This is a genomic window from Streptomyces sp. NPDC028289 (assembly GCF_055565975.1).
This window is the reverse complement of record NZ_JBVHTI010000005.1, coordinates 1-15320: the sequence shown is the minus strand read 5'-3', so window position 1 is coordinate 15320 and position 15320 is coordinate 1. Positions and strand designations below refer to the sequence as shown.

Annotated in this window: 8 protein-coding genes; 5 read left to right on the top strand and 3 right to left on the bottom strand. The window is 73.7% G+C overall.

Features of this window, described 5'->3' with window-relative positions; genetic code table 11:
* Nucleotides 1-443: 443 nt before the first annotated feature.
* A complete protein-coding gene (locus ACZ4UV_RS24775) occupies nucleotides 444-2522 on the top strand; it encodes an asparagine synthase-related protein (RefSeq protein WP_390043505.1) in 2079 nt (692 codons plus the stop codon).
* 373 nt (nucleotides 2523-2895) lie between these two features.
* Nucleotides 2896-6198 (top strand): AfsR/SARP family transcriptional regulator, encoded by a 3303-nt coding sequence (locus tag ACZ4UV_RS24770; RefSeq protein WP_451022999.1) that lies wholly within the window; start codon nucleotides 2896-2898, stop codon nucleotides 6196-6198.
* On the opposite strand, the gene ACZ4UV_RS24765 is transcribed toward ACZ4UV_RS24770, so the two are convergent.
* Both ACZ4UV_RS24765 and ACZ4UV_RS24760 read right to left on the bottom strand, forming a co-directional pair.
* Nucleotides 6185-8050, bottom strand: a complete 1866-nt coding sequence (locus ACZ4UV_RS24765) for a sigma-70 family RNA polymerase sigma factor (protein ID WP_467840769.1) — start codon at nucleotides 8048-8050, stop codon at nucleotides 6185-6187. The two genes, ACZ4UV_RS24770 and ACZ4UV_RS24765, sit on opposite strands and share 14 nt — an antisense overlap.
* Before the next feature lie 268 nt (nucleotides 8051-8318).
* On the bottom strand, nucleotides 8319-9101 hold the full coding sequence (locus tag ACZ4UV_RS24760; protein ID WP_467840766.1) for a TetR/AcrR family transcriptional regulator: 783 nt from the start codon (nucleotides 9099-9101) through the stop codon (nucleotides 8319-8321).
* Nucleotides 9102-9504: 403 nt separating this feature from the next.
* On the opposite strand from ACZ4UV_RS24760, the gene ACZ4UV_RS24755 reads away from it, so the two are divergent.
* Both ACZ4UV_RS24755 and ACZ4UV_RS24750 read left to right on the top strand, forming a co-directional pair.
* Nucleotides 9505-10884, top strand: coding sequence for an NAD(P)/FAD-dependent oxidoreductase (locus ACZ4UV_RS24755; protein WP_467840763.1), 1380 nt, complete (start codon nucleotides 9505-9507; stop codon nucleotides 10882-10884).
* A 192-nt stretch (nucleotides 10885-11076) separates the two neighbouring features.
* On the top strand, nucleotides 11077-12720 hold the full coding sequence (locus ACZ4UV_RS24750) for an ATP-binding SpoIIE family protein phosphatase (RefSeq protein WP_390043495.1): 1644 nt from the start codon (nucleotides 11077-11079) through the stop codon (nucleotides 12718-12720).
* Nucleotides 12721-12908: 188 nt separating this feature from the next.
* On the opposite strand, the gene ACZ4UV_RS24745 is transcribed toward ACZ4UV_RS24750, so the two are convergent.
* Nucleotides 12909-14195 carry an MFS transporter gene (locus ACZ4UV_RS24745; RefSeq protein ID WP_467840759.1) on the bottom strand — a complete coding sequence of 429 codons (1287 nt, stop codon included), beginning with the start codon at nucleotides 14193-14195 and terminating at the stop codon, nucleotides 12909-12911.
* A 129-nt stretch (nucleotides 14196-14324) separates the two neighbouring features.
* Here ACZ4UV_RS24745 and ACZ4UV_RS24740 point away from each other — a divergent pair, with 129 nt between their 5' ends.
* Nucleotides 14325-14873, top strand: a complete 549-nt coding sequence (locus tag ACZ4UV_RS24740) for a MarR family winged helix-turn-helix transcriptional regulator (protein WP_351485466.1) — start codon at nucleotides 14325-14327, stop codon at nucleotides 14871-14873.
* Nucleotides 14874-15320 lie beyond the last annotated feature (447 nt).

Sequence of the window (15320 nt, the reverse complement as noted above, 5' to 3'; positions counted from 1 at the left end):
CGCGGGTGGCGGACCGGTCCGGGAGGCGATGCCCGCCTCCCGGACTGTGCGCGTTCGGGCACGCACGCGTGCGATGCGCAAAGCATGTACGGAGCGTGCGCAAGTCCGGGCGGCCATCACCGATTTGGCCGAAAATCGACCCCACCTTTTTCGGCGACTCAACGCTCCTACCATGGCAATTGAGGGCGCGAAGGGCGTTTTTGGGGAGCGTACAGGGGGCGCATTCACGTCGCAGTCGCCCGGTGCCGTACGGCGGTCGGCTCCCGCCGCGCCCCTCCCACGGCACGCGCGCGTGCCCCGTCCTGCGGCAACTCCGCGGCAACCACGTGAAATCTTCCAGGGATCAAAGGCGGCCCCACCGCCCCTCCGGACCGCGTCCTTCATGGCAGCATGGGGACCCGGTTCGTACCGTGCATGGTTGTCCACAGCCTGTGGAGGCGTCGATGCGGTGGTTGGTGGGATGGAGCAGCACCATCTCCGGTGCCGCCACGATCGGCTCCGCCGGCGCCATGGGCTACGACGGCGAGACCGTCCACCCCGTCGGCTCCCAGCTCCTGTGGGGTGACCCCGACCCGCTCTGGGCGGTCGGCGACTGGCGCCCCGACGAGGTCCGCGTCATCAAGGCCGACGCACAGAACCGCATCGCCGTCCTCGGCACCTGCGGCGCCACCGACGAGGAACTGCGCCTCGGCCTCTTCACGGCGCGCGGGGGCGCACTCCGGCATCTGACCGCCTGGCCCGGCAGCTACACCGCCGTCGTCCAGGTCGGCCGCCGGGTCACCGTCTGCGGCGACCTCGCGGGCGCCCGCCCGGTCTTCTACAGCCCCTGGGCAGGGGGTACGGCCTACGCCACGGCCGCGCTCCCGCTTGCCGACCTCATCGAGGCCAACCTCGACTACGGCCACCTCGCGGCCCTCCTCGCCGCTCCCGACGTACCGGCCGCCCTGCACGACTCGACCCCGTACGAGGGCGTGCGGCGCATTCCGCCGGGGCATGCGCTGATCCTGCGCACCGGGGCGCGCGAGGTCGCCGGGTACGAGCAGGTCGCCTCGCTCGCGGTCGCGGCACCCTCCGCCGACCCCGACCGTGCGGTGGACGCCGTACGGGACGCGCTCGTAGAGGCGGTACGCGCGCGGCTGTCGGCACCCCGGCACGTCCCGGACATCGACCCTGGTCCGGTACCCGGCATGGGCCCCGCCGAGCGTCGCGCGGCGCGCGGGATGCCGGTCCCGGGCATCGGCGCCGACCTCTCCGGCGGCCCGGCGTCGGGGACGCTGGCCCTGCTGGCCGCGGGCCTGCCCGGCATGCCCGGCACGGTCCTCGGCCACGGCACGGGCGCCGGCGAACGCCTCCTCGCCGTCACCTTCAACGACCTGGCCGTGGGCGGCCGCGAGGCCGAACTGGAACGCGCGGGCACCCTCGCCGCCAACCCGCGCCTGCACCACGTGGTGGTCACCGGCGGCGAGGAGGTGCTGCCGTACGCCGACCTCGACGGTCCCCTCACCGACGAACCGGGCCCGTCCCTGATCTCCGCGGCCCGGCACCGCGCCCGGCTCGCCGCCGGCAGCGCCGACCACTTCACCGGCTACGGTGCCCGCCAGGTCCTCGACGCCCACCCCGCGCGCCTCGCCGACCTGCTGATGGACCGCAAGCGCCGCCACCTCGTCCGCCCGGTCGCCGCGCTCGCCAAGGCCGACGGCTCGGTGATGGTCCCCGCGCGGGTGTACAGCGCGGCCCGCCGCCTGGCGCGTACGCCGTACCGCGCGGGCGTCGAGTCGCTCGCCGAGCGCCTGCTGCGGCGCCGGTTCGACGACCCCGGAGGCGCGGTGGGCGCGTCCCTCGCGGCGCTCACCTGGGCGAGACCGGGTCCGGCGGCGCGCTGGCTGACCGGTGAGGCGCTGGCTGAAGTATCGGTTCTGCTCCAGGGTTCGGCGAACCGCTCCGGCGTCGGCCCCGGGCAGCGCCCCGGAGACTACCGCGCGCGTGCGGTGCTGGCCCGCCACGCGGCCGACATCCGCGTCCTGGAACAGGCGGCCGAGATCCGCTCCCAGCGCCTCCACACGCCCTTCCTCGACAACCAGGTGGTCCGCGCCTGCCGTGACCTCCCCGAAGCGCTGCGCGTCCAGCCGGGCGCCCGGGCCGCGATCCTCCGCACGGTCCTGGAGGGCGCCGGCGTCGCCGACCTCCCGCCGGGCTGGGGCGCCCCCTCCCACGCGTCCTCGGCGGCCGCCACCCGCACGGGGCTGCGCGTGGCGGCCGACGACCTGATCTCCCTCTTCTCGACGCCGCTGCTGGCGCAGGCGGGCCTGGTGGAGGCACGGGTGGTCCGCAAGGCGCTGCGCTCGGCGGCCGCGGGGGAGCCGTTGCCGCTGGACGGCCTGGCCGACCTGGTCTCCCTGGAACTGTGGCTGCGCCGGCTCCTCTCCCGCCGGGGCACGTGCTGGACGGGGACGCCGGCCCGGGCGCGGGCGGTGCCCGCGGGGATCCGGCCGATGCGGGGGGCGTTGGCCTCGGGGGCGTGACCCTCCGGGGGCGGGGGCCGCCGTATCCGGGGGCTGCCGCCCCCAGACCCCCACATCAGGGGGTGCCGCCCTTGTGCTTCGGCTGCGGGCCGGTGGGGGCTGATCGCGCAGTTCCTCCCCCAGCCTTCGGCCGGGGTACCCCCAGCGCCCCTTACGGGGCGCTGCCCAGCCGCGTCCTGCCCAGCCGCACGCGCCCGTGTCAGCCACTCAGCTGCGGGCAGTCGTGCCGCTGGGCGGCACGGGTGGGCGCAGCGGCACCCTGCCAGCGCCGGTAAGCGACACCCCCCGCCCCCAGCACCCACCCCGGGCACCATGAAACTCCCGGCGCTGAAACCCCGTGCCGCTCCCCCCCGGCCCCGGCGACAATGACCCGGTGCGGTACCGAATCCTGGGCGTGACCCAGGCCAGCGACGACCAGGGCGCCCCCATACCCGTCGGCGGCCCCCGCCTCCGCGCGCTGCTCACCGTCCTCGCCCTCCACCCTGCCCGCACCCTCACCCCCGAGACCCTCATCGAGGAGATCTGGGCGACGGACGACGACCCGCCCCAGGACGCCCCGGCCGCCCTTCAGGCCCTCGTCGGCCGCCTTCGCAGGGCCCTCGGCAGGGACAGCATCGCCTCGACCCCCGGCGGCTACCGCCTCGCGGCGGCCGAGGCCGACATCGACCTGTACGTCTTCGAGCGGCAGGTGCGCGAGGGCACCGAGGCCCTGGCCGCCGGCGACCCGGCGACGGGCCACCGGCTCCTCACCGACGCCCTCGCCCTCTGGCGCGGCCCCGCCCTCGCCGACCTCCCCGACCGCACCGCTGCCGCCGCCCGCCCGGAGGCGCTCCGGCTGGAAGCCACCCGCGCCCGCGCCGACGCCGCCCTCCGCCTCGGTCGCGCCGCCGACGCCGTACCGGAGCTGACCGAGCTCACCACGGTCCACCCGTACGACGAGCCGCTGCACGCCCTGCTGATCCGCGCCCTGCGCGACACCGGCCGCCCGGCGGATGCCCTCGCCGCCTACGAGACCGCCCGCCGCACCCTCGCCGAAGGCCTCGGTACCGACCCCGGCCCGGAACTCCAGGCCCTGCACGCGTCGTTGCTCACGCAGGAAGCGACCCCGCTTCAGGCGCCCCCGCCCCGCACCGGCAACCTCCGTCCGCGGCTTACCTCTTTCGTGGGGCGGGAACCCGAGCTTGAAGCCGTTCGTTCCGAATTGCACAGGGCCCGTCTCGTCACCCTCACCGGACCGGGCGGCTCCGGAAAGACCCGTCTCGCCGAGGAGGCCGCCGCCGGGCTCCCGCAGGCGTGGCTCGTCGAGCTCGCCCCGCTCGACCGGCCCGAGGCGGTGCCAGGCGCGGTGGTCAGCGCACTCGGTCTGCGCGAGACCGTGCTCATGACCAACGAGCTGGCGACCGTGCAGACCGACCCCACGGCCCTGCTCGTCGAGTACTGCGCCCCGCGCAGCCAACTCCTGATCCTTGACAACTGCGAACATGTCATCGAAGCGGCGGCCGCCCTCGCCGAGACCCTGCTCACCCACTGCCCGGGCCTCACGGTCCTCGCCACCAGCCGTGAACCCCTGGGCGTCCCAGGCGAGTCGGTGCGCCCGGTCGAACCCCTCGCCCCCGAACAGGCACACCGGCTCTTCGAGGAGCGTGCCGCCGCCGTCCGCCCCGGGACGGGGACGGGGACCGGTGCCGCGCCGAGCGACTCGGCGGCGGTCGACGAGATCTGCCGGCGCCTGGACGGACTGCCCCTCGCGATCGAGCTCGCGGCGGCCCGGCTCCGGCTGCTGACACCCCGCCAGATCGCCGACCGGCTCGACGACCGCTTCCGCCTGCTCACCGCCGGCAGCCGCACGGTCCTGCCCCGACAGCAGACCCTGCGCGCGGTCGTCGACTGGTCCTGGGACCTGCTCGACGAGCGGGAGCGGACGATGCTGCGCGAGGTGTCCGTCTTCGCCGGCGGCTGGGACCTCACGGCTGCGGAGGCCGTCTGCACCGGACCGGCCGCCGACGTCGTCGGCGCGCTCGTCGACAAGTCCCTGGTCGTCGCCACCCCGGACGGCGCGGACGGCACCGGCGGTATGCGCTACCGCATGCTGGAGACCATCCACGAGTACGCCGTCGAGCGCGCCGCCGAGGTCCCCGGGCTGCGCGCGGCGGCCGAGCGGCGGCACGGCGCGTGGGTGTGCGCGCTGGTGGAGGAGGCGGAGCCGAGACTGCGCTCCGGGGAGCAGCTCCCCTGGATCCGCCGCCTGGAGACCGACCTCGACAACATCCGCGCCGCCCTCGACCGGGCGGTCCGCGCGGGCGACGAGGTGCGCGCGGGCCGGATCGCCCTCGCCGTCGGCTGGTTCTGGTGGCTGCGCAACTACCGCCAGGAGGCCACGGCCTCGGTCCGCGCGGTCCTGCGCCTCGGCGTCGCCCGGGACGCCCTGCCCGAGGACGCGGACCCGGACGAACTGCGCGCGCTCGCCGACGCGGCGGACCACGTGGGCGCGCTCCTGGCCGATCCCGGCGCCCAGGCCGGGCACCCGCTGTACGAGCTGCGCATGGACCTCAGGCTGCTCGAGCTGTTCCTGGCGTCCGAGTCCGGCCAGCCGGACCTGGCGGCGGACGAGCGGACTCCGCGGTACGTCGCGCTCGTCCGGGGCGCCTTCGAGGCGGGCGGTCCCCGGGCCGCCCGGATGCCGGGCCTCATCTGGCCGCTCACCGCGTGGACCCTGGGCGGCTCCGCCGTGGACATCACCCCGGACATGTCCGCGGTGGTCGACAACTGCCGGGCGTGCGGCGGTGACTGGGAGGTCGGCGTCAGCCTGATGTACCGCACCCACATCATGGTCGACTCACCCGGCAACCTGCGGGGCGTCGACGAGGACCTGGCCGAGCTGCGCGTCCTCAGCCGGCGGGTGGGGGACCGCTGGATGCGGGCCCAGGTGTGCAGCGCGGCCGGCGAGGCGGACATGGCGCGCGGCCGGTTCGTGGCGGCGGAGGGCGAGTACCGGGAGGCGCTGCGGCTCGCCCAGGAGGTCGGCGCGCACGCGGAGACGCCGTTCCTGCTCGCGCGGCTCGCCGAGATCGCCTTCCGCTCCGGCGACCGGGCGGCCGCCCGGTCCACCCTGGATCAGGCGGGCGAGGCCTCCGACCGGTACGGGGTGGCGGAGTCGAAGGCGTACGTGGCCCTGCTGCGGGCGATCCTGGCCCACTACGACGGGGACCTGGCCCGGGCGCGGGAGTGCTACGAGGCCGCTCGTGCCACGACGGTGGCCGGCGCCGCGCCACCGCAGTTCACGGCCGCGATCCGCTCCGTCGAGGCCATGCTCACGGCCATGGAGCACGGACCCGCGCGGGCCCTGCCGATCGTGGCCGAAGGGCTGCGCGAGGCGGTGGCGTACCGGTGCGCCGAGGTGATCACGGCGGCGCTGGTGGACATCGGCGCCGATCTGCTGGCCCGGCTCGGCGATCTGGCGGGGGCGGTACGGCTGTACGCCGCCGCCGAGCACTGGCGCGCCGAGTGCGTCCGTCCCGAGCCGGAGCGCACCCGCGCCGAGGAGGTCGACGCGGCCGCCCGCGCGTCGCTGACCCCGCAGCGCTACGCCGCCGAGCGCTCGCGCGGCGCCTCCCTCACCGAGGAGGACGCCCTGCGCGAACTGGGCAGAACGCCGACGGCCGCTACCGGCAGGTGAACTTCGACTCGGCCCAGTCGGCGAGCGCCACCGTGTCGAAGGGGTCCTGCGGTTCGACCACCAGGCGCACGTTCCGGTGCCCGGTCAGGTCCACGTGGACGGGCACGGCGGCCTGTCCGCCCTCGACGACCCCGGACCGCCACAGCCGCACCCCGTCCGCGTAGACGGCGAAGGCGACCTCGCCGAGGCCCAGGGTCATGTCGTCGACGCCGGCCATCGCGTCGTAGGCGGTGCACTGCCGGTTGAGGTCGATGGTGACGGAGGACCGGCCGTGCACGGTGACACCGTGCGCGTACTCCTTGCCGGCGACCGTCACGCCGTACCGCTGCCAGACCCAACTGCTGTCGCCGAGCCGCATCTCGGGACGGGTGCCGTCGCCGATGACGTCGAAGCGCAGCTCGCTCCACTGGTAGACGACCGGGGCGGGCGGTGGAGTGGGCGTCGGCGTGGGGGTGGGGGTCGGACCCGGCGGGGTAGGCGTGGGCGGCGGGGTGGGGGTCGGCTTCGGGCTCGGGGCGGGCGTGGGAGCAGGGGGCGGAGTCGGGGTGGGTGTCGGGGTCGGTTCCGGGGCGAGGACGACCGGTTCGGGTGCCGGCTTCCTCTTCGACGGGGTGGGGGTCGGTGCCTCGGGCTGCACGGCCGGCGCGGACGGGGTGGGTCCGGCGGCCTCCTTGACCGGGTGGCCGTCGTTCGTCAGGGCGAGGGCCACCACGGCGATCGCCGCCGCGACCACTCCCGCGGCGATCCCGGCCTTCACCGGCCCCGCGAGCCCCTCCGAGGCGGCGGCACCCCCGGCCCCGCCGCCCGCCCCGCCGGACGAGCCGCTCGCCGCGGCGGCCGCACCCGCGGCCCCCACACCGGCACCCCCGGCGACGATCCCGAGCGCCTTGGCGTACCCGGCGGCCCCGAACCAGCCGATGACCGCGACCGGTACGACGGCCGGGATACCGCTCGCGACCTCTTCGATCTGGGCGGCGGCCAGCCGGCACCTGGCGCACTCCTCCAGGTGCTTGCGCAGCCCCCGCTCGGCCCGGACCCGCAGTTTGCGGCGGGCGTAGCCGCCGAGCTGGTCGGCGTAGCGGGCGCACTCCTCGTCGTCGGTGAGGGAGGCGCTCACATGGGCCTGGAGGTAGGCCTGCTTGAGGCCCTCACGGGCCCGGCTGGCAAGGACCCGGGTGCCGTTGGCGTCCAGCCCGAAGAGGACGGCCACCTCGCTCGGCGACTCGTCCTCGACCTCGGTGTGCCACAGCACGGCCTGCCAGCGCTCCGGCAGCGAGCGGAAGGCCTGCATCGCCATCGACTGCTCGGCCTCGTGCATCGCGCGCACATCCGCGCCGAGGTCCAGGCTGTCGTCGTCGGACACCTCGGAGCCGCGCGCGGACTGCGCCGCGAACAGCGCGAAGTCGTCGACGAGTTGCTCACGCCGGGCGGACTTGGTCCACTGCGCGGCGACCCGCCGTACCGAGGTGAGCAGGTAGGCGCGCACGGCGTACTCGGGCCCGGACCCGCCGCGCACCGCCTGCAGCATGCGGGCGAACACCTCGGCGGTCAGGTCGTCGGCGGTGTGCCCGTCCCGGCAGCAGGTCCGCGCGTAGCGCCGAACCGCGTCCGCGTGCCTGCGGTACAGCTCCGCGTACGCCGAGTCGTCGCCGGTCCGCATCCGCTCGATCAACTGGCTGTCGGGATGCGGGAGTTCCCGGGGCGGCGGCAGGACGCTCCCGTCACGCTGTGCCGGAACGTTCCCCTCCGGCGGTTCACCGGCCGGCGGCACCGCGGCCCGCCCGCCCTGGCTGGGCACCTGCGGCGAGGTCGTCCCCTCACCGACGGACTCGTCCCACCCGTCAACGCCCATCGCGGAACGCCCCCGATGCCTGCCCAACCGACCGAATCACCGGCTCAGACTGCCACACCGCCTTTGCCCAGGCGCGCCACCGACGAGACGGTCACCCGGAAGGGGAAACACCGGGACGACAGCGCCCCGTAAGGGGCGCGGGGCTGTGTCTGATCTGCGGCTGCCGCCGCGTGGGCGCGACCAGCCACAGTCAACCCGCACTCGCCCATGGCCCTCGCACGGCACATGCTCCTGCGCAGACCCCCCGCCCGACCGAGCAAGGCCACCGTCAGGCCCGAGACCGCAACCCCTCCAGCAAGATGTCCAGCAACCGAGCCGAAGCCGCCGCCTGCTGCGCAGCATCCGGCAGGGACGGCGCCGCGGTGGCGATCACCAGCAGGACGTCGGAGACGGAGACGTCCGGCCGCAACTCACCCGCCGCCCGCGCCCGCTCCACCAGCCGCCCCACGACGTCGAGCAGCGCGGCCGCTCCCGCGTCGTCGGCGGCGGCGCCCACCGGCTCACGCCCCTCCGGTACCAGCCGCAACTCCGCGGCCCCCAGCTGCGTCCGCTGCGCCGGCACCCTGGCCTCCTCGGCCCCGGAGCCGGTCACGGCACCGCCGCCGACCTCCTCCGGCACCCCGACCCGCAGCACCTGCGGCGGCAGCAACCGCCCCGCCCCCGACGCCACCGACGTCCGCAGGAAGCGCGCCAGCGCCGACCATGGCTCGTCCTCCTGCCCGAGCGCGGCCCGCGCCTGGTCGGTCAGCCGGGAGGTCTCCTCCTCGGCTATCCGCCGTACCAGCACGTCCTTGCTCGGGAAGCGCCGGTAGACCGTGCCGACCCCGACCCGCGCACGCCGCGCCACGTCCTCCATCGGCGCGCCGTACCCCAGCTCGCCGAAGACCTCGCGCGCCGCACGCAGCACGTGCTCCAGATTGCGCTGTGCGTCCACCCGCAACGGCGTCGTACGCGGCCCGTCACCGCGTCCGTTGCCCGCCGTCGCGCTCACCGTTCCGCCACCGGCCGCAAGAGCGGATGCCGATGACCAATGCGTGTCCTGAATATGCATCTGTGTTCCCCCGGTTAACGACGTCTCCCCCCGGAGACTCTCCCCGTCACTGAAAGCCGGAGCGAGCGGAACTGCGGCCGACCCATGGCCGATCCATGGACCGCGGGCCGGGCGGACCGCCCGTCGCGACCCGTTCGACCACATCCTCTGCACCCCGTCGACACACGAACATAGTTGAGAGGCTGTCAATTCAGAAGGGGGACGTTCCGCACGGTGCGCCCCCCGATCGGAGTACGGGTCGTTTACCTCCCGATTCGGCGCCTTCGCGCTCCCCTGCCCGCCCCCGCTGACCTGGCCCCTTTCGTCCCACCCGGGGCGCACGCCCGGCGCCCCGGAAAGCCGGCCGCCGGTCACACAAATTGCCGGGGCTGTGGACAAACAAGAGTCACGGGTGCGTCATGGGATGGTGAAGGAACGTGCGCGCATTCTCGTTGTCGGCGGCGGCTACGTCGGGATGTACACGGCCCTGCGGCTGCAGCGGAGACTGAAGCGGGAGCTCAGCCGGGGTGACGTCGACATCACTGTCGTCACCCCCGATCCCTACATGACGTACCAGCCGTTCCTTCCCGAAGCGGCCGCGGGTTCGATTTCCCCTCGTCACGTCGTCGTACCCCTGCGGCGCGTTCTGGACCGGTGCCATGTCGTCATCGGCGAGGTGACGGCCGTCGAACACGCCAAGCGCACCGCCGAAGTAGCCACCCTCGCCACCGCCGAGGAGCGAAAAGGCGCCACTTTCCTGGAGTACGACGAACTGGTCCTCGCCCCCGGCTCGGTCGCGCGCACGCTGCCCATCCCCGGTCTCGCCGAGCACGGCATCGGCTTCAAGACCGTCGAGGAGGCCATCGGCCTGCGCAACCATGTCATCGAGCAGATGGACATCGCCTCCTCCACCCGCGACCCGGCGATCCGCGACGCGGCCCTCACCTTCGTCTTCGTGGGCGGCGGCTACGCGGGCGTGGAAGCCCTCGGCGAGCTGGAGGACATGGCCCGCTACGCCGCGCGGTACTACCACAACGTCCAGCCCGAGGACATGAAATGGATCCTCGTCGAGGCCACCGACCGGATCCTCCCCGAGGTCGGCCCCGAACTGGGCCGCTACACCGTCACCGAACTGCGCCGCCGCAACATCCAGGTGCTGCTGGAGACCCGCCTGGAGTCCTGCGCGGACCGCGTCGCCGTCCTCAGCGACGGCCAGCGCTTCCCCACCCGCACCCTCGTCTGGACGGCCGGGGTCAAACCGCACCCCCTGGTCGCCGCCACCGACCTGCCGCGCACCCCGCGCGGGCGGCTGAAATGCACCGCCGCGCTGACCATCGACGGCGTCGACCACGCATGGGCCGCGGGCGACGCCGCCGCCGTCCCCGACGTCACCGCCGCCGAACCCGGCACCGACACCGCCCCCAACGCCCAGCACGCGGTCCGCCAGGCCCGGGTCCTCGGCGACAACATCGTGCACGTACTCCGGGGCGAGCCCCTCGACACGTACGCCCACACATACGCCGGCTCAGTCGCCTCCCTCGGTTTCCACAAGGGCGTCGCCCAGGTCTACGGGCGCAGGCTGAAGGGCTACCCTGCCTGGTTCATGCACCGCGTCTACCACCTGAGCAGGGTGCCCACCGTCAACCGCAAGGCCCGCGTCCTCGCCGAATGGACCCTCTCCGGGCTCTTCAAACGGGAGATCGTCTCGCTCGGATCACTCGAACATCCCCGAGCGGAGTTCGAACTCGCGGCCGGTGGAAAGCCTCCTCACAGTCCCTCCGACGACTCGAACGGGTCGTCTTGACGGAACTCAGGAACTCCACGGACCGCCCCGGCGTCTGACGGATGTCGTCGCCGACGGCCACCCTGCCAGACTGCCCCCCGACCGAGCACAAGGCTCCTCCCCAGCTCCTCCCCAGAACTGCACCGGGGGACTTCCCCCGGCCCCCGGCCGCTCCCCGAGCCGGCCGGAGACGACGACACGAGGCAAGGTTTCGTGAACTTCACGCGCTGGAGCGCCCGGCTCCCCGGAACGCAGCGCCGCGCCGCAGCGCGGACCGAGCACGCGGTCTCCCCGGACCGGCGGGGGGACTCCGTACCCGCGGCCCGCGCCGAACAACTGACCGATAACTCGCCCTGCGTGCCCGCGGTCGACGAACTGCCCGCCCGTGGCGTCCTCGACCACGTCCCGGCCCTGGTCGCCCTCGTCCACGGCCCCGACCACCACATCGCGTACGTCAACGACGCCTATACGACGGCCTTCGGCGTACGACCCCCGGGCGCCCCCGCCCGAGAGGCCCTGCCCGAACTCGCCGAACTCGGCCTCCTCCCCCTCCTCGACCAGGTCCTGCGCAGCGGGAAGCCCCGCACGCTCAAGTCCCGCAAGGCACTCGACGGCCGCACCTACACGTTCACCTGCACCCCGGTCGCCGAGAACGGGGACCGCGACGGCGGCGTTCTCCTCTTCGCCACCGACGTCACCGACCACGCGGAGGCGGCGGAGCGGCTGCGCGCCAGCGAACGCCGCCAGCGCGAGACGGCGGTGACCCTCCAGCGCTCGCTGCTCCCGCAGGAACTCGAACAGCCGGACGACCTCCGTATCGCCGCCACCTACCAGCCCGGCGGCACCGAGGCCGCGGTCGGCGGCGACTGGTACGACGTCATCACCCTCGGCGGCGGCCGCACCGCCCTCGTCATCGGCGACGTCATGGGCCGCGGCGTCCGCGCGGCGGCCGTCATGGGCCAGCTCCGTACGGCGGTCCGCGCCTACGCCCGCCTGGACCTTCCCCCGCACGAGGTCCTCCAGCTCCTCGACGGCCTCGCCACCGAGATCGACCCCAACCAGATCGCCACCTGCGTCTACGCCGTCCACGACCCCAACGAGGGCCGCCTGGTGTACGCCTCCGCCGGCCACCTCCCGATCCTGGTCCGCGACGAGCAGGGCAGCGTGCTGCGCACCGAGGAACCGACCGGACCGCCGCTCGGCACCGGCGGCTGGGTCCACGCGTCCGCCTCGGTACCGCTGGGCCCCGGCTCGACGGCAGTCCTCTATACGGACGGCCTGGTCGAACGCCGTGACGAGGACCTGGACGAGGGCATCGCGGCGCTGGAGCGCGCGCTGGCGGGCGCCACCGGCACCCCCCAGGTCATCTGCGACCGCCTGGTCCGCTCGGCCGGCGTCACGGCCGACCACGACGACGACGTGGCCGTCCTCGTCCTCCAGCATCCGGCCCGTACGGGCCCCGACGGCGACCTGTTCCGCAACGCCGCGCTGGAACTCCTCGGCGGCATCGAGGCGGCGCCGCGCGCCCGTGCGTTCGCCTCCGGCGTGCTGACCAGCTGGCGCTTCCCTGCCGACCTCCACGATCTGGGCGTCCTCGCCACGAGCGAGCTGGTCGCCAACTCGCTCCAGCACGGCACCCCGCCCATGCGGCTGCGGCTCCGCCGCACCGACCGCCGACTGATCATCGAGGTCACGGACGGCGACGACCACCTCCCGCGCCGGAGGCGCGCGGAACCGGGCGACGAGTCGGGCAGAGGCATCGCCATCGTGGCGACGATCGCTTCGGGGTGGGGATCGCGGAGGACGCCCGGGGGCGGGAAGGCGGTGTGGTGCGAGTTCGTACTGCCGAAGGGGTAGAGGGGTCCGGCCGTCGGGCGGGTGCGGGCCGGTGGGGGCTGGTCGCGCAGCTCCTCCCCCAGCCTTCGGCCCCAGCCTTCGGCCGGGGGTACCCCCAGCGCCCCTTACGGGGCGCTCCTGAGCCGTTTCTCTCAAGCGCGCGGGCGGCACCCGGCCAGCGCCGGTAAGCGTCCCCACCCCCGCCCCCACTACGCGGACACGGACTCCGCAGTAGCGCCACCCCGGGCGACGACCCTGCTCCTCGCAGCCAGCCAAGGCCGGTCCTGGACATCCGTCAGCCGCTTTCCGAGCCGTACCGCCAGGACACTGATCCCCAGCGAGAACAGCAGGAACGTGACGACGTACGGCGCGGGCAGCGAGGCCCCCAGCGGCCCGCCCACCGCCGGCCCCACGGCCAGCGCAAGCTGCTTGACCAGTGCGAACGCCGAGTTGTACTGCCCGGCCATCCCCTCCGGCGCCAGGTCGGCCACCAGCGGAGCCACCGTCGGCGACAGCATCGCCTCACCCAGCCCGAACAGCGCGTACGTCGACACGAACGCGGCCGTCGCCATCTCCTGGCTGCCGTGCCCCAGCCCCGCATACCCGGCCGCGACCCACGCGGCGGCCCAGATCAGCCCGACCCCGGCGATCACCCGCGACCGCCTCCGACGCTCGACGAACCTGAGCACGGCGAACTGCGCGACGACGATCATCAGCGTGTTCGCGGCCAGCGCGGTGCCCAGCGCGGACGTGGATATCCCCGCCGCCTCCACGCCGTACGCGCTCAGCCCGGACTCGAACTGCCCGTAGCAGGCGAAGAACAGCACGAAGCCGAGGACGGACAGCTGCACCATCGCCCGGTTCCCGAGCAACTGCTTCCAGCTGCCCTTCGCCGACGACGTGGCCGGCGCGTCCGCGATCCGCGGCGAGTGCGGCAGCCGGACCGTCGACATCACAACGGCCAGCAGCAGGAACATCGCCGCCTCGATCGCGAAGAGCAGGGTGAAGGAGGAGACCCGGGTCGTATCGACGAGGTGGCCGCCTATGAGGCCACCCACGCCCAGGCCCAGGTTCTGCAGGAAGAACTGCGTCGCGAAGGCCCGGGACCGGGTCTCCGCCGTCGAGCAGTCCACGATCATCGTCGCCAGCGCGGGCTGCATCACGGCCTGCCCGGCCCCCAGCAGCGCCGCCGCGGCCAGCACTGCCGGACCGCTCCCCGCCAGCCCCAGGCTCAGCGCACCGACAGCGGCCGTCACCAGGGCGGTGAGGAGGACCGGCAGTGGGCCGCGCCGCACGATCGCCCGGCCGGCGAACGGCAGCACGATCAGCGCGGCCACGGCGAAGACGGCGAGCACGACACCCGCCGTCATGGCACCGAGCCCCCGCACCTGCGCCACGTAGACGTACAGGTAGGGGACGGTGAAACCGAGCCCGAACGCGCTGAGTGCGTTGCCCACGTGGATCCGGCGCATCGCTGCGCCCATCGCCCTGGTCACGTTCACCTCTCTCAGGTCGTCAAGTCGACGGACTGCTGAAGTCCGAAGACTTTGAAGCTAAAGTTCGAAGCTAAAGACTACATCGCGAAGGACTTCAACGCCAAGCGTGTCCGTGCGATACTGCGGACCATGGCCGACACCACCGGCGCCGGCGAGCCGACGCTCGACGAGCAGATCGCCGCCTACCAGCGCGAATTCCAGGACCTCGACCCCCAGGTCGAGAAGATCGTCTCGGCCCTGTCCCGGCTCAACCGCCGCATGAACGTCGCCTACGGCCGCCAGACCGGCGCCCTCGGCATCAGCAACGCGGAGTGGGAGGTCCTCAAGGCCCTCGTCCTCTCCGGGGTCCCCTACCGCATGGGCCCCAGCGAGCTGGCCAAGCGCCTCGGCCTCACCCCGGCCGCGATGACCCACCGCATCGACCGGATGGTCGCCGAGGGGCTCGTCACCCGGGAGAGGGATGAATGCAACCGCGTCCGGGTGATCGTCGAGCTGACCCCCGAAGGGCGCGAGAAGTGGCTGGAGGCCATGCGCCTCGCCTCCGTCTTCGAGGAGGATCTCCTCCAGGACCTCTCCCCGGCGGAGCGTGGGGTGCTCGGCGAGGTCCTCACCCGGCTGCTCCGCCGCGTGGAGCACGCCCAGCCCGACGCCGGCGGCCGGCTCACCGACCTGGACTGATGCCGGCGCGCGCGGGCCGCGGAAAAAATCTTGACAGGGGAGGGTTGACACCCCCCTGTCCGCCCCGTAATGTTCTTCGGGTTGCCGCGGAGCCGTAACGGTTCTGGGACAGCAACTCCGCCGCATGAGCGGCACCCAAACCACCAGCACGATCTCCCGACCGGGTTGATTTCGGCGTGCCCGAATTCAATTCGATTTCGGGTCCCAGTGGTGCCCGGACGGACCAAGCGGCCCGATTGGGAATCGCGGACCGGATCCGCTAAGGTTTGGGACGTCGGAACGGCCCAACAGCCGCGAAGACAACTCCCGCTGACTGGGAATCAGACGCCGAAAGGATCTGATAGAGTCGGAACCGCCGGAAAGGGAAACGCGAGAGCGAGAACCTGGAAAGCACCGAGGAAATCGGATCGAGAAAAGATCTGATAGAGTCGGAAACGCAAGACCGAA